The organism is Bacillus sp. FSL W8-0640, assembly GCF_038007725.1.
Taxonomy (GTDB): domain Bacteria; phylum Bacillota; class Bacilli; order Bacillales; family Bacillaceae_G; genus Bacillus_A; species Bacillus_A cereus.
Window position 1 is genome coordinate 1,317,625 of sequence record NZ_JBBOXT010000001.1, and the last position, 22,319, is coordinate 1,339,943.

A 22,319-nucleotide genomic window follows, 5' to 3' on the forward strand; every position below is an offset into this window, starting at 1 on the left:
AATCAGCATTGGGAAACGTAGTAGTAAAGTTAGAGAATGTTCGAAAAAGGATTGGTGGAACGGAAATTATTCGTGGTTTATCATTTGAGGTTCGTGAAGGAGAAGTATACGGATTCCTTGGGCCGAACGGTAGCGGTAAGACGACGACGATCCGTATGATGACAGGTCTTATTTCAATGACAGAGGGCGATATTACAATTTGTGGACATAGTATTCGCTCGGAGCGTGAAAAGGCACTAGAGCAAATTGGAGCGATTGTAGAAAATCCTGAACTATATGATTATATGACAGGAATGCAAAACTTAAAGCATTTTGCGAATATGGCCATTACACCAATTAGTAAAGAGCGCATTGCTGAGATTGTAAAGCTTGTTGAATTAGAGCATGCGATTCATAAAAAGGTGAAAACATATTCACTTGGTATGAAACAACGTTTAGGAATTGCACAGGCATTACTTCATCAGCCGAAAATCTTAATTTTAGATGAGCCGACAAATGGATTAGATCCAGCTGGTATTCGCCAAATTCGTGATTATTTACAACGTTTAGCGAAAGAAGAGAATATTGCTGTAATCGTATCAAGTCACTTATTGAGTGAAATTGAATTAATGTGTGATCGCGTTGTTATTATTAAACAAGGTGAGTTTGTACAAGAGTACAACTTACATGAAAAAGTGAAACATGATGAGGCAGTCGTTGTAGCGTTTGAAGTAGATGAAGTTCAGAAAGCAAATGAAATCATTAAAGGTAAAGCAAAAGGGAATGTAATTGTAGCATCTGTAACAAAAGACAACATTCCGCAACTTGTAAAAAAACTTGTTCATGCTGATGTGCTTGTATATGGCGTTACTGTTCAAAATAAAACGTTAGAGGATGAGTTCTTAGCGATTACTGGGGGAGTGAAAGCGTAATGTTTAAATTAATTCAAAATGAATTTTTAAAGTTGCATGCGAAAAAAGGTATGTATATTTTAATTGGTGTCATTGCTTTATTAGAGATTTTAGGAACAGTAGTATTGGCGAAATGGGGCGACGCTGGTAGCTTAAGTGGATCTTACTTAGATTTTGCAAGTTCAAATATCGGCTTAATTATGATATTCACAACGATCTTTGGAATTACAATAGCTTCTCGTACAATTACAGATGAATTCCAAAAAGGAACGATTAAGCAATTATTAATTCGTCCAAGAAAACGAATGACAATTTTATTTTCTAAATATATTACAGTATTATTAACGATGTTATTTATCGTATTTGCTAGTACGTTAATTGCTATGATTATTGGTATAATTGTAATGGACGGTAGTAAAACTGAATTAACGTTAGGAATTGCTTTAAAAACAATTGTATATCAGCTGTTATCACCATTTTTCTTTGCAACACTTGCATTTTTCTTAGCAAACGTGTTTAGAAAGTCTGTATTACCAATAATTATTACGATGTTTCTATTATTCTTACAAGGTACAATTAACATGGTATTAATGATGTTTGCAAAAGGTGTAGCGAAGTTTGTAGTATTTAGCCATTTGGATTTAAGAGCTTACGATAGCAATAAATTAATTAGTGGCGGAGTAGAACCAACATTTACAGAATTTACATTTACAACTTCATTATTACTTGTAGCTGCATACTTTGTTGTGTTACTTGTAGCATCAAGTGCATTATTCCAAAAACGTGACGTATTATAATAAAAGAAATCCCCGCTTGTAAAAACGGGGATTTTTATTACATAAAATTCACTTAGATTGCAACTTGAAGAACAGCGATATGGTATTTTAAGAGATATGCTGTTTGAAATAATTTGAGAAAAATAGGAAAAATTTCAACTATATTCATATTATAATTTAATTATCCTGCTATTTATAGGGAAAGGATTGCCTATAAAGTACTGATTAAAGTTTTATTGTATTTTTACTATCTTTGGGGGTGTTCTATATGCACTATGCATTTTCACGTATAAGGCTACGTAGCTTTTTTGGATGGATGATTATAGGGGTGCTCCTTATAATGATCCCATTAGGTCTAGCAAATGTTTCTGAGAATACGATGGAGGTTATTTCACAAATAACTGTATTTTTTGTATTTCCGTTACTTTGGCTATACGTAAAAACAAATAAAAATAATATTGTATTTAACAGTTTTTTTAATAAGCCAGGACGTTTACCTTGGGGATTAATTATATTAGCAACGATAATGGGGATGATTTTTTCAGTTGGCATATCTCAGATTCAATTTTACATATTAGCACATACGTTACCGAATTTCTTAGTTACTATGCTAGAAGACGGAAATGTTATTAATACGAGTAACGTATATATGACGATATTTACTTTCATTTCAGCATGTGTGTTAGCACCTATTATGGAAGAGGTTATTTTTAGGGGATTTTTCTTACAGCGAATGGCTTATAAATGGGGAATTAAAAAAGCTGTAATTATATCTTCAATTATTTTTGGCTTAGGACATTTTGATGTTATTGGTGCGTTCATGTTTGGTGTCGTTATGTGTCTTTTATACATAAAGACAAAAAATATATGGACGAATATAGCTGTGCACGCTCTAAATAATTTGATTGCAACAAGTATGCAATTTTTCGGTGGAGAAGAAAGTGGTACAATCTCAATTACTGAATTACAAGCGCAAAGTAATTTATGGATTGGTATTGGTCTTACAGTTGTTGGATTACTTTGGTTAATTCCTTATGTTTGGAAACAATGGCGTACAGTAAAAGAAGTTGGCGTGCCACGAGTACGTTTTATAAATGAGCAAAAAGTAGTGAGTTCATCACAAGAAAATGAAGTGTATAGTCAAGTGATCGTAACCGATAGATTGATGGCCATAGAGTTACCAGATGAGGCTGTAAATAAGCTTCGGTTAGAAGAAAATGATTATGTAACAGTATCTGTAGAAGAAGATAAAGTCGTTATAAAGAAAGCACATAATAGATAATTAAAAAGTAGCTCCTTAGGAGCTACTTTTTAATTTGTAATAATTTCTACACGAAAATTATTACCGTTCTTTACATATTTAATATCTGTAACAGTGCGGACCGTCTTTAAAATCTCCACTTTTTCACCAATTCGTGGGATGGTCGGAACATTGTCCCAAATACCAAGCAAGTCATCTAATTGTGCCGTTTTTTCATAAAACCAGATTTTCAATGTAAAGCCCCTTTCTCGAACTTTATGTATTTTAATACATAATATATTATTTTTATTCTTATTGTAAGGGGTTTTTTTATATTTTATGAATAAAAATAAATTAATCTTCTGGGAAGATATGTTCAATATCAGGAGTAAGAGATACTTCTGATAATACGATATGAGAAACGGTCGTTGCATATGAAGAAACATCATTGATAAATTCTTCCAGTTCAACGAGTGAAGGAACAGAAATTTTTACAATGTAGCATAAGCTTCCTGTTACTCGGTAACAAAAACTTGCAGATGGATAAGATTGAATAAACTGTTGCATACGTGTTGTATCACCATTTTTTAAAGTGATTTCTAAAATACAATCTAAAACGAGTCCTGCTTTTTTATAATCAATATCGATTGTGTATTTTTGAATAACACCTTCGCTTTCGAGCTTACGAACACGTTCTGAAGTAGATGGAGCAGATAAGTTTACTCGTTTCGCCAATTCACGCATCGAAAGGCGACTATCATTATATAATTCATTTAAAATTTTTCGATCAACACGGTCTAATTGCATTTGTAAATATACCTCCAGTAAAATAATGATTTTTGTAAAGGGAAAATATAAATTAAGATTCATATGAAATGTAAAGTGAACGTTATTTATTTTACAATAAAACAGAAGGAAATAGGAGGGGAAATGATGGAGAGAATTTCATTATCAAATGTAGGAGATACAAAGTTTCAAAAGTTATTAGGGCATAATTCGGATATATTACATTCGTGGAGTACGTTAGAAGATACACTGTACAATAAAGGAACTCTTTCAGCAGAGTTGAAGGAGCAAGTGAGAAGAACATTAGCGTATGGGAATGAATGTCCGTACTGTATGGCAAAAGGAAGACCTGATGATATGCAAAAGGCAGAGGAGATTGGTGTAGCCGTTACTTTTGCGCATACATTTGTTCATGACCGAAAAGCAATAGATGATACTATGTTTCACGTATTAAAACAATATTGGACAGAAAAAGAAATTGTAGAGCTTTGCGCCTATGTTTGCTTTATTACTGCGTCACAACAACTTGGTTTTCTATTTCAATTACAGCCAAATTAAGGGGGAAATGATGACAAATCAAATAGCACTTATCATAATCGATGTACAAAAGGCATTTCAATTACCAGATTGGGGCGAGAGAAATAATATCTTTGCTGAAGAAAACATGAGAATTTTATTAGAAGAATGGAGAAAAAGGGAACGACCAGTTTTTCATATTCAGCATGTAAATAAAGAAAATGCTCAGTCAATGTTTTATGAGAGAGCGGAAACGGTAAACTTTAAAGAAGAAGTGCAACCACTACTTGGTGAAGTGGTTATTCAGAAATTCGTTAACAGCGCGTTCATTGGGACAAATTTAGAAGAGCAATTAAGAAAGAACAAATGTAATGCAGTAGTGGTTGTAGGATTAACGACAAATCATTGCGTGGAAACTACAACACGAATGGCAGGGAATTTAGGATTTACAACATATTTAGTGAGTGATGCAACGGCTACTTTTAACCGTAAAGGTTTAGATGGTAAGGAGTATAGTGCAGAAGATATTCACAATATGACACTTGTAAATTTACATGAAGAGTTTGCTACGATTGTGACGACAAAAGAAGTATTAAAATTATTTTAAGAAAATAATTGCAAATTATGTAGAAAAAAATAAGAATATTTCGTATAATCTAAGTACAATCATTTTGAAAATAGGGGTGGCATCATATGGAGCAAATTTCAGTAAAGAAATTAGAAGAGGTACTTGTTGTAGCAGGGGATGATAAACAGAAGCAAAAGGAATTTTATGAATTGCTCTTATCTACTGAGTTTTATGTTGCTGGTTCACTAGAAGCAGAGGACGGGGCAACAGAGGGAATACTTCGTTTGCGTCATTTCCAAGGAGAAGGTAGATGGATCGTTCCGTTCTTTACACAAATGGAATTTGTAAAAGATGTGTTGCCAGAAGGAACGCCCCTTATTACGATACGTGGGAAAGAGTTATTTGGTAGCATTGAGAAAGATGCTACAGCTGTATTAAATGTTGGTACTGATATAAGTAAAACATTTATTCCAGAAGAAATTGCAGATATCTCATCTGGACGAATTTTTAATTATTATAAGTAAAAGGAAAAGCGTAATCGCTTTTCCTTTTTAATTTGAATATGGAGTGGCTATACCGGAAGAAATAGAGACTGTTTTATTATTCGTGTTTATTGTCGCTGTAGCTCCAAGTGGAATACCGATGTTTGGACTTATATGTCCAATTGGTAAACCGAATAGGACCGGTATATGATATGGTGCGAAATATTCATATAATATTGCTTGCAATGATTGAGATGGCTTTGAAGGAGTGCAGTCGTGACAACTTGTGAAAATAACGCCCCTACATTCATTAAACTTTCCAGATAAAAGTAGCTGATTTAACATACGGTCAATGCGGTACGGTTCTTCACCAATGTCTTCAAGTAATAAAAGTGTATTGTCCGTATTTATCTCGTAGGGCGAGCCAATTATACTTGTTAACACAGCTAAATTTCCTCCAACTAACGTACCTGTAACTGTACTGTGAGAGCTAGATACGATACATTCTGATGCAGATAAAATGGTTGAATACGGATGGAATAGCTGATTGAAAGAGGATAAAGATAGGGAATCAATACCTTTTCCTAGTTCTTCAATCATCGGACCATGAAATGTTATAAGCTTTGCATAACGTGAAACAGCAGTATGTAAAGCTGTAATATCGCTATATCCCCAAAAGATTTTAGGGTTTTGCCGAATGATTTCATATTGAATGTGAGGGAGGAGACGAGCACTTCCGTAACCACCTCGTGCACAGAAAACGGCCTTCACTTCATTATTTGTAAATGCTTCATGTATATCGTCAAGCCGAACTTGATCACTTCCGGCTAAAAATCCATATTTCTCGTAAACGCTCTTCCCGATTATTACGGATAACCCCATCTCTTGTAATACATTCACACCTTGTAATACATTTTCGATTGTAGGTGGACCAGATGGTGCAATGATCATTACTGTATCACCTTGTTTTAATGCATTTGGATAAATCATTAAGCTCAGCCTCCTTCTCTTTCAATATATTCGCTTCATATGAAGTTCAACCCTTGCAAAAGCAGGGGAAAGCTTATCAAATAAAGAAGATATAAAGGAAATAGGAGGGGAAATGATGTTTACAAGTCGAGTAACAGACATATTAAAAATTGAGTATCCCGTTGTTCAAGCCGGTATGGCAGGCGCGATTACGACGCCAGAACTTGTTGCAGCAGTAAGTAATAGCGGAGGATTAGGGACGCTTGGAGCGGGCTATATGAGCCCAGAACAAATTCGTGAAGCGATTTATAGAATAAGAGAACTAACAGATAAGCCGTTCGGTGTTAATTTACTTGTAACGAAAGAGATAGAAATAGAAGAAGAGAAGGTAAATGAGGCGAAAGTATTACTAAGCGGAGTAAATAGAGAATTAGGTATAGAAGTAGAAGGAACGTTAAAGCTTCCAAAAAGCTATAAGGAACAATTACAAGTGCTATTAGATGAAAAAGTACCGGTCGTTAGTTTTGCATTTCAAACGTTAGAAAAAGAAGAAATAAATGATTTAAAAAGAAGTGGAATAAAAGTTATCGGAACAGCTACCCATGTGAAGGAAGCGAAAGTACTTGCCGAGTTAGGAGTAGATATTATTGTCGGGCAAGGAAGCGAAGCCGGAGGGCATAGAGGAACGTTTATTGGGAAAGAACGAGATGCTATGATCGGTACTTTTGCGTTAATACCTCAGTTAGTAGGGGCTATTCCGCATATCCCAATTGTCGCAGCAGGTGGTGTAATGAACGGACAAGGGCTTGTTGCGGCATTGGCACTAGGAGCAGAAGGTGTTCAAATGGGATCGGCCTTTTTAACAAGTGAAGAGAGTATTACGCACGATGTGTATAAAGAAGCGGTTTTACATAGTACAGATACGAGCACAACTGTAACTCGTGCGTTTTCCGGGAAATATGCACGGGGTATTCGGAATGAATTTATAGAGAGACATGAAGGAAAAGAAGAAGGGCTTCCGATGTATCCAGTGCAAAACGTATTAACTTCTAAAATACGCCAAGAGGCAGCGAAGCAAAATAAGGAAGAATATATGTCACTTTGGGCAGGACAGGCAGCATCATTAGCTCGAATCGAATCAGCTCAGCATGTAGTGGAGCGAGTTATGAAAGAAGCAGAGAATGCAATCGAACAATTACAAAATATATACAAAAAGACCACTTGAGTAATTCAAGCGGTCTTTTCATTAGTTTGCTTTATAAAATTGTTGGATGGCTTCGTCGATGTAAACCCAGCCTTTCCAACCTAAGTGCATATGATCTTTTAAGAAGTATTTATCGTATTCATGATTTGAGAAGTCGGCAATTGGATAACCAGCTTTTTCAATTTGCTCATGAACTTTCTTATAGTATGCTTCGCGGCGTTCTTTCGGGAAGCCAGCGTAGTCGTACCAAGGACCTTTTACAGGAACAGAAATGAAGAGTGGTTTTGCACCAGATTGTTTTAATAAATCAAGTACAATTTGTAAATCTTCATATTCTGGCGATTGGTCATAAGCATCATTTTTTAAGTAACCTTCACGTTGCTTTAATTTTTTCTTAATTTTGCTATTGAAGTAACCATCTTCGATACCATATTGATTAGATACAGATTCTGCTGCACCTGTTTGATCCGCATGTTTACGAGCTTCTTCCCAGTTCATTTGTTTTAATGAAGGGTCAAGCTTCTCTTTGTGCGGTTTAATATTAAACATAGCTGTAAATAAATCTTTACGATCTAAAATGTTACGGTAAATATAAGCGAAAGGTTTAGCAGCAAGTGCTTTTACTTTATACTTCGTATCATCATAAGCGATGCCTTCAAGCGAGATTTTTAATAAAGTTTCTTTTTTTACAATCTCAAAGTTTAATAAACGCTTTGCAATTTGTTTTTTCATTTCAGGTTTTAAATCATTGTTGAAAATGAAGTGGTAACCTTGTTGTTTTGAAAAGTTAGGTGCAAAGTGCGTCTCGTCAATACCTTGTGGTACAAACCATTGCGGAGAAAGAACGAATACCATTTTCTTATCTTTCAATTGATCCATTGTAGATGCGAAGTTTAACACATGTACAAGGTCTTGTGTTCCGCCGCGTCCAAGAAGGAATGGCGTAAATCCTTCAGGCTTTACTTTAAAATAATTAGATGGATGGAAAGCATCCATACGTGCGAATTCCGATGAACCGTACATCGGAAGATATTTTGGATCTGCTAACATCTTTTGCTGTAAAATCATACTTTGAATTTTTTCTTCTTTTAAAGAAGTGGCAGCTTGTTCTACTTTTTCATCACTTAAAAGTGGAAGTAGGAAGCGCGTTGGAATAAGTAAGAATACAGCAAAAAGGGCCAATGCTAAAAGCATCGGACCAAATTTTGCTTTGTTCATCGGATTTCTTCCAACTTTTTAATAACCATGTTTGGTGTAGCCCACTCGTCACGGTCAAAATCAGAAATAGAAACTTCAATATCTAAACGCTCTTGGAATTCAACTAATAAAGATACTACAGCAAAAGAATCAAGAATACCTTCTTCAAATAATTGAACATCTAAGTTTTCTTTCACAATATCGTTTTCACATACTTCTTCTAAAATATCTAATACTTGCTCTTTGAATTCTGCCATTTTTAAAATCTCCTTTATATCCGAAATATATTATATGTGCAACTTCTTAATGGAATAAGAAGGGTGCATTAAAAGTATCTGTTAAGGTGTCCAGAGAAGATTAGGAAACCGAAACATACAATGTGGAACGTAATTACAATCGCAAGGATGCGTGTGAATTTATTGTTTGGCCAAAATTTATGCTTCTTGTTTTTTCGTTCGAAAATATCGAATAAAATAAACAGTGCGGCATGATATAGACCATAAATAATATACTGCGCAACAGCGCTTCCTTGGATATGCCAAATTCCCATAATGAAGAAGTTTAAAAATGCACCGATATACGAAATTGTGTAACGGTTCTTAATTAACTTTTTCTTCGTTGCAAAAAATACGAAACGCATGTAGATGAAGTCACGGAACCAGAATGATAAACTCATGTGCCAGCGGTTCCAGAAGTCTTTAATATTACGACTAAGGAATGGCTTATTAAAGTTTTCTGGCGTTTTAATTCCCATCATATAACTTACACCAATTACAAAAGAGCTATAACCAGCAAAATCAAAGAATAGATATAAGCTATAGCTATACATGTAAATCATATTTGAAAAGATTGTATCGTGTTGAGCGAATGCTGGATCCATACAATATTGCTTTATTAAGTAAGCAATAATAAATTTATACAAGAAACCTTGGAAAATACGATTTAGTCCTGTATATAGTAAATTTTGATATTCTTCACCACTAGGTGGCTTTTGAATATCTTTTTGGAATCTACGGTAACGATCGATAGGTCCTGTTGAAATCGCAGGGAAAAATAAAACGAATTCCCAGAAGTTAAAGAAAGAAAGCTCTTTAATTAAACCATCACGAACTTCAAATACCATTTGAACTGCTCTGAATGTTACGTAAGATATACCTAGAAAAACAACAAGTTTTAACTCAGGTAGTAACGATGCAAATGGTGCGATTTTTGCCAAAATAAGAGGCAAAATCGATAAAATAACAGCTATGCAAAATGTGAATGTACTATTATTTTGTTTTCTTAAAATTAAATAGCCTTTAATTAGGGCATATTGCCAAATAATAAATGCGGCTAACATCATTGCTTGCTTTGGTTTATCTGAGAAGATAATAGCAAGCATGACTAATGTTAAAACGGCATTATATTTACGCAACATTTTACCTTTTAATCCAGCTATGATAGTAGGTATTAATAAAATGCCCACTATAGCGAAAAAATAAAATGATCCATATGCGGTCATGCTGTAACCTCACTCAATAATTTTTTGCGATCTACCTTTCCATTTGGTGTCATTGGAATAGAAGATTGATACATGAATTTACGTGGAATCATGTAGTTTGGTAATCGCTCATTGAGTTCTTTTTTGATTGCAGATGTTAATTTGAATTCTTTTTCAAACGAATGCTCCCCAGGAACAACAACCGCTAATAAATAATCGTATTTCTCACCTTTTTTAATTGGAACGATAACTGCTCCTTCTACGTAAGAACACGCACGAAGGTGATGCTCAATTTCTTCTAATTCCATTCGATAACCATGCAACTTAATTTGGAAATCAAGACGACCATTATAGAATAGAAGACCATTTTCAACATAGCCAGCATCGCCTGTTTTATAGGCGCGCTCACCGTCAATCATAGTAAATGCTTTTTCTGTTAATTCAGGGCTTCCTAAATATCCAACGCTTACGCTTGGACCGACAATTACGATTTCACCTTTTTCACCATCAGGTGCAATCGTGCCATCTTCTTTCATAATAAGAAGGCGACAGTCTGATTTACAATAGCCAACTGGAAGTGATTTGTATTGATTAAGCACTTCTTCTGTAACGTGAATACCTGTTACAGCGACAGTAGCTTCTGTTGGACCGTAAGTATTCATAATTGTTGCTTTTGGGAAACGCTCAATTAATTTTCTAGCCACTTCATTTGGTAACACTTCACCGCAGAATAAGAATGTTTTCATGTTCGGTAGCATACTTTCAGAGAAGGATGCTTCCATTAAACACATTTCAGCGAAAGAAGGTGTCGAAGTCCATACTTGAATATCCGATTGCTCTAAAGAAGCAAACAAGTCTTTTGGACGCGCAATCATATCTTTATCGATTGCCCAAAGTGTACCACCTGTTACTAATGATGGGTAAATATCCATTACAGATAAATCGAATGAGAAAGGTGCTTGATTTAAGAATACTTGCCCTGTTTGTAAGTTGAAATCTTCTACAGCCCATTTTGTAAAGCTAACAAGGCAGTTATAAGTAATCTGAACCCCTTTCGGATTACCTGTGCTTCCTGATGTGTAAATAATGTAGAAGTTCTCATCACCTTTTACCGCATGTTCAGGATTTGGAGTGTTCCCTTTATGAGTAAAGAAAATATCTTTTAAGTTGTCTTCACTTACGATGCGAACTGGTAAATCAGTTACAGTTACTGCTGTTGCCGATAAAAGTAATTTCGCACCAGAATTTTCAGCAATACGTTGTACACGATCAGCTGGGATAGATAAATCTACAGGAATGTAAGCATGTCCAGCTTTTACACATCCTAAAAAGTTAACAATCATTTCAGGTTGCATATGGCCATACACCATAATTGGTGAACGATCGTCTGGATACTCAGAAGAAATCCAATGTGCCAACGCATCAGAATCTTCCTTTAATTGTTTGTACGTAATTTTCGCATCTCGCCAAACAAAAGCGGTTTGATCAGGCGTTTCTGCAGCCCACTTTTCAATTTGTTCTAATAACTTCATAACGTTCCCACCCTAGAATTCATTGTAAATAAATGTACTTGTGTTTGTATCATGGAATCCATACAACCAAAGTAATGCAAATAAAATTGCAAGATAATAAACCGTCTTTGCAACCCATTGTGTGAGTGGTCGAGACCATATCTCTTTTAATCTTTCCATGTCTTTCCCTCTCTTAATGAAATAATAGCTCTTTGTAGGTATCATGTCCTACATTATTGTGAAAAAAACAAAATCCCACATTTTAGGTAAAAATAAGTCAAAAGGCTCTTTTTTGATATTAGCACTAAATACTAAAAAAGAAAATCCCTAACTTAGCAATTATATTACATTCAGCATGAATTTGTAATGGGTTTGACATGTAAATAGAAAGTGGATTGTGTGAATACATAAAAGTGGACTATAAGAATACGTAAAAATACAGTATTTGTTTTTATTAATCATTCAAGACGGAGTAAACTTTTAAATTTCTAGTTCTTTTGAAAAGGAGGAAATTATCATGAATAGAGTGTGGAAGAATCTAATTTCGGAAGAAAATATCGTGAAATGGAGAAGGCACTTCCATAAGTATCCGGAATTATCATTTCATGAAAAAGAAACTTCGCAATTTATATATGATACATTATGCTCATTTTCTTCTTTTGAAGTAACGAGACCGACGAAGTATAGTGTACTAGCAATTAAAAGAGGTGTGAAGCAAGGGAAAGTAATTGCGATTCGAGCTGATATAGATGCTTTGCCAATTCAAGAGGAGACAAGTAAATCTTATACATCTGTGAATAAAGGAATGATGCATGCATGTGGGCACGATGCTCACACAGCTATTTTATTAAGCACAGCAGAGGTGCTATCAAATATAAAGGAAGATTTTGCAGGTGAGATTCGTCTATTCTTTCAGCACGCAGAAGAGGTGTATCCCGGTGGGGGACAAGAAATGGTTGAGGCAGGTGTAATGGACGGTGTTGATTATGTAATAGGTTTACATGTTATGTCTGGATTAGAAAGCGGAAAGATAGGAATTGTGTATGGGCCGATGATGGCGGCACCAGACGTATTTACAGTTGAAATTCAAGGCAAAGGAGGACATGCGGCGCGGCCAGAAGAAACGATAGACCCTATTGCTATCGGAGCACAGATTATTACAAATTTACAACATATCGTATCAAGAAATACGAGTGCTTTTATGCAAAGGGTTATTTCAGTTACACAATTTCATGGGGGAACGGCTGACAATATTATTCCTAGTACAGCAACTTTAATGGGAACCGTTCGTTCATTTAATCAAGCATTGAGGGTGGAAGCAGAAGGGAAAATCGAGAAAATTGTGAAAGGAATTACAGAAGCACATGGAGGATCGTATACATATACGTATCGATATGGATATGATCCGGTTATTAATGATGAATATATTACGAAAATAGTAGAAGAAAGTGCACTACATTTGTTTGGGAATGAGCGTGTTGTGAAGCTTGAACCTTCTATGGGTGGGGAAGATTTTTCAGCATATTTAAGAAAAGCACCCGGTTGTTTCATTAAATTAGGAACAGGTAATGAAAATATATATACTTGTTATCCACATCATCATCCGAAATTTGACGTGGATGAATCAGCATTAATTTGTGGAGTGGAGCTATTTTTAGAGACGACTATAAGATTACTAAAATCATAGAAAAACAAAAAAAGGCAACTGCACTCTATTGCAGTTGCTTTTATTTCTTTCCGTCAGAGAGGGCTGAGAAAGAACTATGCTCATTCATAGTATATGAATAGCTAACGGACAAGCTTGTACATTTTAATCATTTTTTTAAAAAAAGTTATTGACATTGATAATCAATGTCAATTAATCTAAAAGTAGTTGAAATTGATAATTATTATCAATAGGATGGATGCGACATGTTAATGAGAAAAAATTTTCACCTTCTGCGGAGGGGATTAAAAGATAAAAATAAAGATAAAGATAAAGATGTTGATCAGCATATGGAATGGCAAAGAAATGTAATTCGGTCTGAATATGTAGATGAGAAGAAGAGCATTCAAACAGAAAAAGAGATACAAAGTAAAGGGAGAGGTTCAGTTGAGTAAGTTAGTAATGATTTTTGCAAGTATGAGTGGAAATACCGAGGAAATGGCTGACCACATTGCCGGCGTAATTCGTGAAACAGAAAATGAAATTGAAGTTATTGATATTATGGATTCACCAGAAGCTTCTATATTAGAACAGTATGATGGAATTATTTTAGGTGCATATACTTGGGGAGATGGTGATCTTCCTGATGATTTCTTAGATTTTTATGATGCAATGGATTCTATTGATTTAACTGGGAAAAAAGCGGCAGTATTCGGATCGTGTGATTCGGCTTATCCGAAATACGGAGTGGCAGTTGACATTTTAATAGAAAAGCTACAAGAGCGCGGGGCAGCAGTTGTGTTAGAAGGACTAAAAGTAGAATTAACGCCAGAAGATGAAGATGTAGAAAAATGTTTACAGTTTGGAGCTGAATTTGTAAAACACCTTTCTTAATGGCAGAAGGGAGATGAAGAGCAAGTGCATGAGAAAATCTCAATCAAAACGATGACAGATTATCATTTGTATGATTTTATGCGTTGTCCGCATAAATTTTATTTTCGTCATATAAAAAGAAGAGAACCTTCTTCATTTGAATGGCAACAAATAGCACAAATGATTGTCAATCAAATTATTAACGAGTATTACACGCTACCTGCGGGTCAACAAACGAAAATTGTACTTTTAATATTAATAGAAAAGTATTGGAAAAAAGTAAGGATTAATATGTTTGCTTCGAAGACGGAGTACTATATTGTATTAGCTAAGCTAACGGATCACTTATTACAGTTTGTTGAAAAGGATGATAGTCAGACACCACCATTGTTTTTATACGAGAAGTTTCAAACATATATGGAAGAGTTAGGTGTCCACATGTCATTGACATTTGAAGTTGGTGAGTGGAGTGCTGGGTCGTTTGTAATTAAAAAGTATGTCGTTGATGCGGATGAGGAAATGCTTGCTCTTTGTCAGAAGCTAATGACAGTATTCAGTTATAAAGCTTTCGGCGTTCTTCCAGGAAAGATTGAAGTTATTAATTTAATAGAAGGAACTAAGTATGAGTACATTCCAAAACAGGAAGATATTATAACTGGAATGGCTGATTTATCTAGAATGAAAGAAATGTTGCAACAACCTGAGCATTATACAGAGCGTCATTTTCGTTCTGAGTGTATAAGTTGTGCATTTCGTAGTGAATGCCAAGGGGAAGAAGTAAAGAAAGAAGCGGAGCAGAAGAAAAATATCGTACATTAAAGGATGCAACTTTGCATCCTTTTTTGTTGTTGACATGAAAAGCTTTTCATCATTTACCGTATATTTATAGCAGATTTTAATAAAGTGAATCTTTAATCAGTGGGGGTTTTGTCAATCCCCCACTGATTATCAGCCCTCATTAATCGGGCTACCCGCAAATAGCAGGATAAAGGGAGGAATAATCAATGAAAGATGAAACGAAAGTATTTCAATGGTTAAAAGAACAAAATGCTCCTTTTGGAATTCAACTGCAAATTTTACAAGCATTTCAACTGTATAAAGTCATTGTTGAAATGGATAAAAAGTTAATGTTGTATGAGGAGAGAGAGCAGAGGGAGAGAATGTAATCTCATCCCTGCAGTATTATTTTCAGTTGTTCTATACCCGATATGAATTCAAGTTCCTCGTTTCTAAGTTAAGTTATTCCACTTTATGATATCAGAATTTTCTTTCTATATGTTAAAATATAGCTATCATTATGAAGAAGGGCGGGAGCATTACGAAAAAAAGACTGTTAATCAGTTCTCTATGTATCGCTTTTATATTGTTTTGGTCATATAAAGAGGAGGTTTTTGCTACCTTTAAACCGATTGATCAGTACGAGTTAAATAAGGAGTTAAAGAACAAAAGTATAGAAAATTTAACTCATAATGAAATGAAAAAGGTAGGAGAGCATTTTGTGACCGAGCAACTATCAGTGTTTGGGTCTACTAATAAAGAAGATGTGAAACGAAAAGGTGAAGAACTATTTTTAAATAGAGGGTATGAACAATTAATGGGAAATTATTATCCAAATCGTTTTCGAGATTTAGAGTATAAATTTACAAACGAGGAGGTACGTGAAGAGACCGATGAGAGTTTTCTTTATCAAGCTGTAGCGTACGTTGCGGGTACTGAAAATGGTAAGAGAAGTGAAATGAAATTGAATTATGAAGTGAAAATTGTAAAGGTTAATAATATATTTATGGTGCTAGAACAAAAGCAGCGCGTACAATAAAGGAAATTCATTGCTCAATAGAACATTTTGGGGTGTGTACTACTTAATGCGGAATAAAAAGGCCCTCAAGGAATAAAGGGCCTTTAAAGATTTTCATTTTGTTGACCAAGTTCTTTTTGAGCAATATATAAATTTCCTTGCTCGACTTGTTTAAGGGTATGAACAGAATCTCCTGCATATCCTTTTTGTGTTTTAACAGTTCTTTTTGAACGATTGGAATCTTGTTTCTTCATAATAATAGGCCACCTTTCATCAAAAATAAACGAAAATGATAAGTATGAGTAATACAGCAGCGAAAATGGTAATGCCCATTAAAAACGAAGTGTTTTTATATTTAGGTGGCTTATGTACATCTTGCCGATATCCAGGTGAAATTTCAGGGGCAAATTCTTCATCGAATGATTGCTTTTTTTCTTTGTCGTCCATATGTACCCACCTTTCTTTTTCATTATATTATACGTTACAAGAAAAAATATGCATAAAGAAAACAGCCGCTTTATTATTAGCGGCTGTTTTGTGTTGTATATTTTCGTTGTACTTGAAAGAGACGGATAAGTAGGAAGGCAGCGCCAAATGCTAGACCGATAATAAGACCGATCCAATAGCCTTTTGCGGCCCATTCTGTATACGTTGCTAATATATAACCTAGTGGTAGACCTATTATCCAATAAGCAATTAAAGTCATAATTAGAGCGACATTTACATCTTTATAACCACGCAGAGCTCCTTGTACAGGGGTTGCAATTGCATCTGAAATTTGAAATAAAATCGCAAAGATAAGAAATTCTTTTGCTAAATGATGAACTTTTGCATCTGTCGTATAAATAGAAGCAATTTGATCATCAAAGAAGTAGAGAAGAATCGAATATAATAAAGCAAAGGCAAGGGCTAATCCAATTCCAATCAGTCCGTATTGTTTTGCATTATCGAAACGTTTTGCACCAACTTCGAATCCGACCGCAATAGTCATTGCCATTGCTAAACTTAGCGGAGTCATATATAACAAGGAAGCAAAGTTCATAGCTGCTTGGTGAGCTGCAATAGTTGTCGTACTAAAATTACTCATCATAAGCGTTACCGCAGCGAAAATACTCGTTTCAAAAAAGATAGCAAATCCGATAGGGACGCCAAGCTTTAAGAATGCTGTCCAACTCGAAAGAGAAGGGCGGTATAATTGTTTGAAAATGTTGAAAGAGGCAAAAGGCTCTTTCGTCTGAATAATAATGACTGTAATAATTAAAATGCACCAATATGTTGCAGTGGAAGCAATTGCCGCTCCAACACCACCAAGTTTTGGGAAACCGAAGTTACCAAAGATTAATAAGTAATTTAATATTACGTTAATTGGTAATGATAGTAATGTAATAATCATCGTTGTTCGAGTTTTTCCTAATGCATCAATAAATCCACGTAAAACCGTGTAAGTGAATAAAGGTATAATTCCTATTGCGATAATACTTAAAAATTGAGCTGCAATACGTTCCACAGGTTCTTCTAAGCGCATGCCGTTTAAAATAGGTGAAACGACGAAGAAACCGATGAGGATAACAACGAAACTAGCACAAATTGCTAAATAAACTGCTTGTATGACAACGTGGGGAACGTCCTCTTTTTTCTTGGATCCAACGAGCTGTGCAACAATGGGAGTCGTGGCCATTAAAATTCCTGTTAACCCAGTACTAACTGGAATCCATATACTTGTTCCAATTGCGACACCTGCTAAATCAGTTGGGCTTGCATGTCCTGACATTGTTGTATCGAAAAAGCTCATCGCAAATAATGACATTTGAGTTACGAAAATCGGAAAAAATAGTAATACAAATTGCTTTAACTTTTGTGAGAATGAAGTAGTTTCTTTCATAAAATCCCCTTTCCGTATAAAAAAACAAACTCTTACTATCATACAATTTAATCAAAGATTAGAAAAGAAATACGCGCCTACAACATATGAAACCAATAAAAAAAGGATGCACTTTGAAAAGGGATAAGGTATTATGATAAGGTGTGAAAAAATTACATATTATTTGTTATTAAGGAGGCACTACTTGTGGCTGATTGGTTAATTGGTTTAATCATGGGTGCTGTTGAAGGGTTAACAGAGTTTCTACCAGTATCATCAACAGGACATATGATTTTAACAGGACATTTAATTGGATTTGACGATGAGAGAGCGAAAGTTTTTGAAGTTGTAATCCAATTGGGATCGATTTTAGCGGTTGTAGTTGTATTTTGGAAACGATTATGGTCGTTAGTTGGAATTGGGAAAGTAAAAGAAGGGCCATCGTTAAATTTATTACATATTATTATTGGGATGATTCCTGCCGGGGTACTCGGTGTATTATTCCATAGTGCAATTAAAAAGGTTTTATTTGGTCCAGGACCAGTTGTCATTAGTTTAGTAGCTGGTGGTATTTTAATGATTGTTGCTGAGAAGTTTTCAAAACCAAGTACAGCAAGAACGTTAGATGAAATCACATATAAGCAAGCATTTACAATTGGAATGTTCCAATGTTTAGCACTTTGGCCAGGATTTTCTCGTTCTGGTTCTACAATAAGTGGTGGTTTATTAGCTCGCGTGTCGCATACAGCGGCAGCTGAATATACGTTCATTTTAGCAGTACCGATGATGGTAGCTGCAACTGGATTAGATTTAATTAAAAGCTGGGATGTATTAAGCTCGGCAGATGTAACGCTATTTGCAACAGGATTTGTAACTGCATTCGTTGTTGCGATGCTTGCAATTGTCTCATTCTTAAAATTATTAGCTCGTGTAAAACTAACACCGTTCGCTTATTATCGTTTCATTTTAGCTGCGGTATTCTATTTCTTCATTATGTAAAATAAAAACCTGCCGAGCTCGGCAGGTTTTTATTTTACTAATTTTTCTATCATGTTTTCCATTACATGTTCCCAAAGAGAAGTATCATCAGCTAATGTAGCACGGAAATTAGCATACATTTCTTTTTGTTTTTCTTCGAATGTTGGATCTTCTTTTTCAGGTAATGTAGCGCGCATTGAAGTTACTAATTCTTGTACTTTTGGAGCGCGTGGTCCAAAGACGGCTTGTTCATTTCCATCTTTATCAATGAAAATAAAGATTGGAATCGCACGTGCTGTTCCATTTGTTAAATATTGATCCATTAATTCTAAGTTTTCATCGCGAATTAATAAACGCATATCAATATTTGCAACTTCAGAAATTCGTTTCATAACAGGTACGCATAAAAGAGCATCGCCACACCAATCAGCAGTTAATACGATAACACGCCAGCCATCATTTTGACGTTCTTCTAATACAGGAAGTAATTCATTTGGAATTAAAAAATTATTGTAAATGTGTAGTAGCTCGTATTGGTTTACTTGCATTTCATTCACATATGTATCAAAGGACATACCTTTATCAGCCCATTGTTGTAAGTTCATAATTAACACCTCTTTAGTAAGATTTGCTTTCATTGTACCAATTTTTATATAGAAAAGCTTGTATTCTTACTCTTTCTTGTCACTTAATAATTTATTTAATAGAAAAAAGAATAGTACGACACATAATTCAGTTAAGTTGGACATTTGTACGCTTTCTATCCAATCATCAGCAGTATGAATGACGAACCAATCTAGTGTAATTTCAATGAATGAGAAAAGAGTGAGAGAAATCCAATTTGGCATGTTTTGAGTCAATGGATATAGCAGCGCTTTGAAGAAACTGAAAATAAATAATGTAATACCATCTAAGAAAGTGATTAATAAAAAAAAGAGAAGTAAAGCAGTACGTGAACTATACGCTATACCTGTAATTTGAAAGATTCCTACATATACAAAAAATATAAATGTAAAAACTATAATGAGAAAAAGAGCAATAATACTAATGATAATTGTTTTATCTTTTAGGCTGAGATTTGAGAACCTATCCTCCTCATGCATTAAAATACCCCTTTTTCTGGAAGTTGACTTCATTTTATCATGAAATACATATTAAAAAACTACGAATTATGGGAAAATAAGGTGACAAAAAGTAAGATTTCATGTAAAATTATTAATAAGGTTTTTATTTAACTAAATGAAATAAAAGGAGCTGTCAATGTTGTCTCAAAATCGAGAGCAATTAATGGAAGAACTATCGACAAATGTGTTTGCTATGTTTCGCACGTTGCGTAATGATATCGGAAAAATATTCGGTGGTTACATACCGTGGAATGAATTCATCGTCCTAAGAATATTAAATCGTACGAATAAAGAAATGGTATCGCGTGTAGCAAATGAATTAAATGTGTCGAATAGTCATATTACAGCTGTTACAGAAAAATTAATTAATAAAGGTTTTGTAACTCGTTCACGTTCTACATCAGATCGCCGAGTTGTGTATTTAGAGATTACAGAACAAGGGAAAGATTTAGTTGCGAAAATGGAAGATGCGAAAAAACAATATTTACAAGAAAGATTCTCTGCACTTTCAGAAGATGAAATGAATGTAATGATTTCAATTTCCAAAAAACTTATTTAAGTGATTATAAACAAGAAAACGCTTACGTGATAAAATAGAAGGTCTTCCTTATAGATGGGAGATCTTCTTTCGTGTGTAATAGATGTTAATAAATAAAATGTGTATGAAAAAAGATAGAGCGCCATACTACTAATACAAGGAAGGAGGGAGAAATATGACGAATCGTAACGGTAGTAAAGGGAGCGGTAATCAAGGATCACCAAAGTCCGGCCAGTTTAATCAGGAATTTAGCACTGAATTTGAAACTGGTAATGATAATAAAGGGAAAGAATATCGTTCTAAAAAAGGGAGTAAATCAAAAAAGGAGTGAATTAATTCACTCCTTTTTTGATTTAAGATGCTGCCGATTGATCCGTATTATATTTTTCTTCTGATTTTGCGACAATCATTGCGCAAATTGCATCGCCAGAAATGTTTACAGCTGTTCTAGACATATCTAGAATACGGTCAATACCGATAATTAAAGCGATACCTTCTACTGGTAGATTTACTTGATTTAAAACCATTGTAAGCATTACAAGTCCAACACCAGGTACACCAGCAGTACCGATACTAGCTAGTACAGCAGTTAATACGACCATAGCTAATTGCGGTAATGTAAGTTCAACTCCGTATACTTGAGCGATAAATACAGTGGCTACTCCTTGCATAATGGCAGTACCATCCATATTAATAGTTGCCCCTAGTGGTTGTACAAATGAGCTTATCGCTTTTGGAACGCCAAGCTTATCTTGTGCTGTTTTCATTGCAAATGGAAGCGATGCATTAGAGCTAGATGTACTAAATCCAATTGCCATTACTGGTCCGAAATGTTTAAAGAAACGAACAATACTTTCTTTTGCTAATACCTTTAATAAGCCGCCATATACAAAGACCCCATGAATAATGAGTACTAACATAACGACAATCATATACTTGAACATCGCAGCGACGCCTGCAAGACCCATTTTACCAACGGATGAAGCGAGCAAACCGAATGTTCCAATTGGGGCTAATTTCATAACGAGATTAACAAGATACATCATTAATTCGTTGCCCTGTTCAAGTAATGAATGGATACCTTGAACTCGTTTTCCTAAAATAGCTATACCGAGTCCAATCAATACGGCAAAGGCAATGATTTGTAACATGTTTCCGTCAGCCATCGCTTTTGCTGGGTTATCTGGTACGATATTTAGCAATGTGTCAACGAAAGATGTTTCAGTTTTTGCACCTTCATACTTAAGACCTTCTGTTTTAAAATTACCGCCAGCTCCTGGTTTTATAATAAGTGCAAATGTAACCGCTATAGAGATGGCAACCGCAGTTGTTACGAGAAAGAATGAAATTGATTTTAAACCGATTCTTCCAAGTTGTTTCGGATCTCCAAGGCCGGCAGCACCAAGTACGATAGAAATGAACACAACAGGAACAACTAGCATTTTAATAAGTCGAATAAATAATTGACCAATTGGGTTGAACACATATTGATTTAGTGGCTCAAAGATAGATGGAGCAGCTAAATTTAGAGTGAGTCCAACAACTAGACCTAGAAATAATGCGATTAAGATTGCTTTTGTTTGTTTCAATAAAATCCCCCTTTTGTTTTTGCGAAATTTCTTTCTAAAGCAATTATACCGAAAAAATACCTAATTTGACAATATTTTCTGAATTTTTTGTTTTTATTTAAGTGTAGATAGACTGATTTGGTGTTTGGAAAATAAAATAGACCATCACATAGGATGGTCAAGGGAAGGGGACAATTTATGTCAATTTAATTAGGGATGGAAGTTGCTTTAAGACACTGGGGAATGTCTTATAAATTAGGGAGGAACAACTTCAATACATATACTATAAAAGGTAGGTGTGACTCTCATGTGAACATA

The 22,319-nt window shown here is 34.9% G+C and carries 30 protein-coding genes; 16 read left to right on the forward strand and 14 right to left on the reverse strand.

Features of this window, described 5'->3' with window-relative positions; translation table 11 throughout:
* Positions 1-8 precede the first annotated feature (8 nt).
* From N2V80_RS06865 to N2V80_RS06875, 3 genes are all read left to right on the forward strand, one after another.
* Entirely contained in the window at positions 9-911 is a 903-nt protein-coding gene (locus tag N2V80_RS06865) for an ABC transporter ATP-binding protein (protein ID WP_000528820.1), read from the forward strand.
* Complete coding sequence (locus N2V80_RS06870) at positions 911-1,687, forward strand: ABC transporter permease (protein ID WP_000475438.1); 777 nt, start codon at positions 911-913, stop codon at positions 1,685-1,687. The genes N2V80_RS06865 and N2V80_RS06870 overlap by 1 nt, the downstream gene beginning before the upstream one ends.
* A 247-nt stretch (positions 1,688-1,934) precedes the next feature.
* Complete coding sequence (locus N2V80_RS06875) at positions 1,935-2,948, forward strand: CPBP family intramembrane glutamic endopeptidase (RefSeq protein ID WP_061654687.1); 1,014 nt, start codon at positions 1,935-1,937, stop codon at positions 2,946-2,948.
* A 29-nt stretch (positions 2,949-2,977) separates the two neighbouring features.
* Here the strand turns inward: N2V80_RS06875 and N2V80_RS06880 are convergent, their stop codons facing one another.
* Complete coding sequence (locus tag N2V80_RS06880; RefSeq protein WP_000707107.1) at positions 2,978-3,160, reverse strand: DUF3913 family protein; 183 nt, start codon at positions 3,158-3,160, stop codon at positions 2,978-2,980.
* 100 nt (positions 3,161-3,260) lie between these two features.
* Entirely contained in the window at positions 3,261-3,713 is a 453-nt protein-coding gene (locus N2V80_RS06885) for an Lrp/AsnC family transcriptional regulator (RefSeq protein ID WP_001175505.1), read from the reverse strand.
* 126 nt (positions 3,714-3,839) lie between these two features.
* Here N2V80_RS06885 and N2V80_RS06890 point away from each other — a divergent pair, with 126 nt between their 5' ends.
* The 3 genes from N2V80_RS06890 (at position 3,840) to N2V80_RS06900 (ending at position 5,300) form a co-directional block, all read left to right on the forward strand.
* Positions 3,840-4,250, forward strand: coding sequence for a carboxymuconolactone decarboxylase family protein (locus tag N2V80_RS06890; RefSeq protein ID WP_000439753.1), 411 nt, complete (start codon positions 3,840-3,842; stop codon positions 4,248-4,250).
* Between the two features lie 10 nt (positions 4,251-4,260).
* Positions 4,261-4,815, forward strand: coding sequence for a cysteine hydrolase family protein (locus N2V80_RS06895; RefSeq protein ID WP_000184430.1), 555 nt, complete (start codon positions 4,261-4,263; stop codon positions 4,813-4,815).
* 86 nt (positions 4,816-4,901) lie between these two features.
* The gene (locus N2V80_RS06900; protein ID WP_000435266.1) at positions 4,902-5,300 is read left to right on the forward strand and encodes an SseB family protein; all 399 of its coding nucleotides are present in this window, start codon (positions 4,902-4,904) and stop codon (positions 5,298-5,300) included.
* A gap of 27 nt (positions 5,301-5,327) precedes the next feature.
* Here the strand turns inward: N2V80_RS06900 and N2V80_RS06905 are convergent, their stop codons facing one another.
* Positions 5,328-6,248, reverse strand: a complete 921-nt coding sequence (locus N2V80_RS06905; RefSeq protein ID WP_000640075.1) for a S66 peptidase family protein — start codon at positions 6,246-6,248, stop codon at positions 5,328-5,330.
* 115 nt (positions 6,249-6,363) lie between these two features.
* Here N2V80_RS06905 and N2V80_RS06910 point away from each other — a divergent pair, with 115 nt between their 5' ends.
* Positions 6,364-7,452 (forward strand): NAD(P)H-dependent flavin oxidoreductase, encoded by a 1,089-nt coding sequence (locus tag N2V80_RS06910; protein ID WP_016109594.1) that lies wholly within the window; start codon positions 6,364-6,366, stop codon positions 7,450-7,452.
* 21 nt (positions 7,453-7,473) lie between these two features.
* On the opposite strand, the gene dltD is transcribed toward N2V80_RS06910, so the two are convergent.
* From dltD to N2V80_RS06935, 5 genes are all read right to left on the reverse strand, one after another.
* On the reverse strand, positions 7,474-8,649 hold the full coding sequence (gene dltD, locus N2V80_RS06915) for a D-alanyl-lipoteichoic acid biosynthesis protein DltD (protein WP_061654686.1): 1,176 nt from the start codon (positions 8,647-8,649) through the stop codon (positions 7,474-7,476).
* On the reverse strand, positions 8,646-8,885 hold the full coding sequence (gene dltC, locus N2V80_RS06920) for a D-alanine--poly(phosphoribitol) ligase subunit DltC (RefSeq protein ID WP_000807310.1): 240 nt from the start codon (positions 8,883-8,885) through the stop codon (positions 8,646-8,648). The genes dltD and dltC overlap by 4 nt, the downstream gene beginning before the upstream one ends.
* 68 nt (positions 8,886-8,953) lie before the next feature.
* The gene (dltB, locus tag N2V80_RS06925) at positions 8,954-10,129 is read right to left on the reverse strand and encodes a D-alanyl-lipoteichoic acid biosynthesis protein DltB (RefSeq protein WP_061654685.1); all 1,176 of its coding nucleotides are present in this window, start codon (positions 10,127-10,129) and stop codon (positions 8,954-8,956) included.
* On the reverse strand, positions 10,126-11,640 hold the full coding sequence (dltA, locus tag N2V80_RS06930; protein ID WP_000770512.1) for a D-alanine--poly(phosphoribitol) ligase subunit DltA: 1,515 nt from the start codon (positions 11,638-11,640) through the stop codon (positions 10,126-10,128). Before dltA ends, dltB begins: the two co-directional genes overlap by 4 nt.
* 12 nt (positions 11,641-11,652) lie before the next feature.
* Complete coding sequence (locus tag N2V80_RS06935) at positions 11,653-11,799, reverse strand: teichoic acid D-Ala incorporation-associated protein DltX (protein ID WP_000440293.1); 147 nt, start codon at positions 11,797-11,799, stop codon at positions 11,653-11,655.
* Positions 11,800-12,136: 337 nt separating this feature from the next.
* Here N2V80_RS06935 and amaA point away from each other — a divergent pair, with 337 nt between their 5' ends.
* The 6 genes from amaA to N2V80_RS06965 all read left to right on the forward strand — a co-directional run bounded on the left by amaA (position 12,137) and on the right by N2V80_RS06965 (position 15,953).
* Entirely contained in the window at positions 12,137-13,306 is a 1,170-nt protein-coding gene (gene amaA / locus N2V80_RS06940) for an N-acyl-aliphatic-L-amino acid amidohydrolase (RefSeq protein WP_001082787.1), read from the forward strand.
* 224 nt (positions 13,307-13,530) lie between these two features.
* A complete protein-coding gene (locus N2V80_RS06945; RefSeq protein WP_000929019.1) occupies positions 13,531-13,719 on the forward strand; it encodes a hypothetical protein in 189 nt (62 codons plus the stop codon).
* The gene (locus N2V80_RS06950; protein ID WP_000041153.1) at positions 13,712-14,158 is read left to right on the forward strand and encodes a flavodoxin; all 447 of its coding nucleotides are present in this window, start codon (positions 13,712-13,714) and stop codon (positions 14,156-14,158) included. Before N2V80_RS06945 ends, N2V80_RS06950 begins: the two co-directional genes overlap by 8 nt.
* 24 nt (positions 14,159-14,182) lie before the next feature.
* The gene (locus N2V80_RS06955) at positions 14,183-14,956 is read left to right on the forward strand and encodes a hypothetical protein (RefSeq protein ID WP_000544577.1); all 774 of its coding nucleotides are present in this window, start codon (positions 14,183-14,185) and stop codon (positions 14,954-14,956) included.
* 185 nt (positions 14,957-15,141) lie between these two features.
* Complete coding sequence (locus tag N2V80_RS06960) at positions 15,142-15,303, forward strand: hypothetical protein (RefSeq protein WP_000651088.1); 162 nt, start codon at positions 15,142-15,144, stop codon at positions 15,301-15,303.
* 131 nt (positions 15,304-15,434) lie between these two features.
* A complete protein-coding gene (locus N2V80_RS06965) occupies positions 15,435-15,953 on the forward strand; it encodes a hypothetical protein (RefSeq protein WP_033690118.1) in 519 nt (172 codons plus the stop codon).
* An 83-nt stretch (positions 15,954-16,036) separates the two neighbouring features.
* On the opposite strand, the gene N2V80_RS06970 is transcribed toward N2V80_RS06965, so the two are convergent.
* The 3 genes from N2V80_RS06970 to N2V80_RS06980 all read right to left on the reverse strand — a co-directional run bounded on the left by N2V80_RS06970 (position 16,037) and on the right by N2V80_RS06980 (position 17,814).
* Positions 16,037-16,186, reverse strand: coding sequence for a hypothetical protein (locus tag N2V80_RS06970; protein WP_000743742.1), 150 nt, complete (start codon positions 16,184-16,186; stop codon positions 16,037-16,039).
* A gap of 19 nt (positions 16,187-16,205) precedes the next feature.
* Complete coding sequence (locus N2V80_RS06975; protein WP_000341062.1) at positions 16,206-16,379, reverse strand: hypothetical protein; 174 nt, start codon at positions 16,377-16,379, stop codon at positions 16,206-16,208.
* Between the two features lie 76 nt (positions 16,380-16,455).
* On the reverse strand, positions 16,456-17,814 hold the full coding sequence (locus N2V80_RS06980; protein WP_000665550.1) for an MATE family efflux transporter: 1,359 nt from the start codon (positions 17,812-17,814) through the stop codon (positions 16,456-16,458).
* Positions 17,815-18,000: 186 nt separating this feature from the next.
* Between N2V80_RS06980 and uppP the strand changes: the two genes are divergently transcribed.
* Entirely contained in the window at positions 18,001-18,792 is a 792-nt protein-coding gene (gene uppP / locus N2V80_RS06985) for a bacitracin resistance undecaprenyl-diphosphatase (RefSeq protein WP_016109649.1), read from the forward strand.
* Between the two features lie 29 nt (positions 18,793-18,821).
* Here uppP and N2V80_RS06990 read toward each other — a convergent pair whose 3' ends face one another.
* Together N2V80_RS06990 and N2V80_RS06995 are read right to left on the reverse strand one after the other, a co-directional pair.
* On the reverse strand, positions 18,822-19,409 hold the full coding sequence (locus N2V80_RS06990) for a thioredoxin family protein (protein WP_001999429.1): 588 nt from the start codon (positions 19,407-19,409) through the stop codon (positions 18,822-18,824).
* Positions 19,410-19,442: 33 nt separating this feature from the next.
* A complete protein-coding gene (locus tag N2V80_RS06995; RefSeq protein ID WP_000544068.1) occupies positions 19,443-19,874 on the reverse strand; it encodes a regulatory YrvL family protein in 432 nt (143 codons plus the stop codon).
* A 160-nt stretch (positions 19,875-20,034) separates the two neighbouring features.
* Between N2V80_RS06995 and N2V80_RS07000 the strand changes: the two genes are divergently transcribed.
* Positions 20,035-20,454, forward strand: coding sequence for a MarR family winged helix-turn-helix transcriptional regulator (locus N2V80_RS07000; protein WP_000081432.1), 420 nt, complete (start codon positions 20,035-20,037; stop codon positions 20,452-20,454).
* 154 nt (positions 20,455-20,608) lie between these two features.
* Entirely contained in the window at positions 20,609-20,764 is a 156-nt protein-coding gene (locus tag N2V80_RS07005) for a hypothetical protein (RefSeq protein ID WP_000184928.1), read from the forward strand.
* A 22-nt stretch (positions 20,765-20,786) separates the two neighbouring features.
* Here N2V80_RS07005 and N2V80_RS07010 read toward each other — a convergent pair whose 3' ends face one another.
* Positions 20,787-22,022: a dicarboxylate/amino acid:cation symporter gene (locus tag N2V80_RS07010; protein WP_000814809.1), complete on the reverse strand. Its 1,236-nt coding sequence runs from the start codon at positions 22,020-22,022 to the stop codon at positions 20,787-20,789.
* Positions 22,023-22,319: the final 297 nt, after the last annotated feature.

Bases quoted from the DNA above. Each gene is read 5' to 3' on its own strand.
- N2V80_RS06870 (WP_000475438.1), top strand. From the start codon at position 911: ATGTTTAAATTAATTCAAAATGAATTTTTAAAGTTGCATGCGAAAAAA.
- N2V80_RS06875 (WP_061654687.1), top strand. From the start codon at position 1,935: ATGCACTATGCATTTTCACGTATAAGGCTACGTAGCTTTTTTGGATGG.
- N2V80_RS06885 (WP_001175505.1), bottom strand. From the start codon at position 3,713: ATGCAATTAGACCGTGTTGATCGAAAAATTTTAAATGAATTATATAAT.
- N2V80_RS06890 (WP_000439753.1), top strand. From the start codon at position 3,840: ATGGAGAGAATTTCATTATCAAATGTAGGAGATACAAAGTTTCAAAAG.
- N2V80_RS06895 (WP_000184430.1), top strand. From the start codon at position 4,261: ATGACAAATCAAATAGCACTTATCATAATCGATGTACAAAAGGCATTT.
- N2V80_RS06900 (WP_000435266.1), top strand. From the start codon at position 4,902: ATGGAGCAAATTTCAGTAAAGAAATTAGAAGAGGTACTTGTTGTAGCA.
- N2V80_RS06905 (WP_000640075.1), bottom strand. From the start codon at position 6,248: ATGATTTATCCAAATGCATTAAAACAAGGTGATACAGTAATGATCATT.
- N2V80_RS06910 (WP_016109594.1), top strand. From the start codon at position 6,364: ATGTTTACAAGTCGAGTAACAGACATATTAAAAATTGAGTATCCCGTT.
- dltD (WP_061654686.1), bottom strand. From the start codon at position 8,649: ATGAACAAAGCAAAATTTGGTCCGATGCTTTTAGCATTGGCCCTTTTT.
- dltC (WP_000807310.1), bottom strand. From the start codon at position 8,885: ATGGCAGAATTCAAAGAGCAAGTATTAGATATTTTAGAAGAAGTATGT.
- dltB (WP_061654685.1), bottom strand. From the start codon at position 10,129: ATGACCGCATATGGATCATTTTATTTTTTCGCTATAGTGGGCATTTTA.
- dltA (WP_000770512.1), bottom strand. From the start codon at position 11,640: ATGAAGTTATTAGAACAAATTGAAAAGTGGGCTGCAGAAACGCCTGAT.
- N2V80_RS06935 (WP_000440293.1), bottom strand. From the start codon at position 11,799: ATGGAAAGATTAAAAGAGATATGGTCTCGACCACTCACACAATGGGTT.
- amaA (WP_001082787.1), top strand. From the start codon at position 12,137: ATGAATAGAGTGTGGAAGAATCTAATTTCGGAAGAAAATATCGTGAAA.
- N2V80_RS06945 (WP_000929019.1), top strand. From the start codon at position 13,531: ATGTTAATGAGAAAAAATTTTCACCTTCTGCGGAGGGGATTAAAAGAT.
- N2V80_RS06960 (WP_000651088.1), top strand. From the start codon at position 15,142: ATGAAAGATGAAACGAAAGTATTTCAATGGTTAAAAGAACAAAATGCT.
- N2V80_RS06965 (WP_033690118.1), top strand. From the start codon at position 15,435: ATGAAGAAGGGCGGGAGCATTACGAAAAAAAGACTGTTAATCAGTTCT.
- N2V80_RS06970 (WP_000743742.1), bottom strand. From the start codon at position 16,186: ATGAAGAAACAAGATTCCAATCGTTCAAAAAGAACTGTTAAAACACAA.
- N2V80_RS06975 (WP_000341062.1), bottom strand. From the start codon at position 16,379: ATGGACGACAAAGAAAAAAAGCAATCATTCGATGAAGAATTTGCCCCT.
- N2V80_RS06980 (WP_000665550.1), bottom strand. From the start codon at position 17,814: ATGAAAGAAACTACTTCATTCTCACAAAAGTTAAAGCAATTTGTATTA.
- N2V80_RS06990 (WP_001999429.1), bottom strand. From the start codon at position 19,409: ATGAAAGCAAATCTTACTAAAGAGGTGTTAATTATGAACTTACAACAA.
- N2V80_RS06995 (WP_000544068.1), bottom strand. From the start codon at position 19,874: ATGCATGAGGAGGATAGGTTCTCAAATCTCAGCCTAAAAGATAAAACA.
- N2V80_RS07005 (WP_000184928.1), top strand. From the start codon at position 20,609: ATGACGAATCGTAACGGTAGTAAAGGGAGCGGTAATCAAGGATCACCA.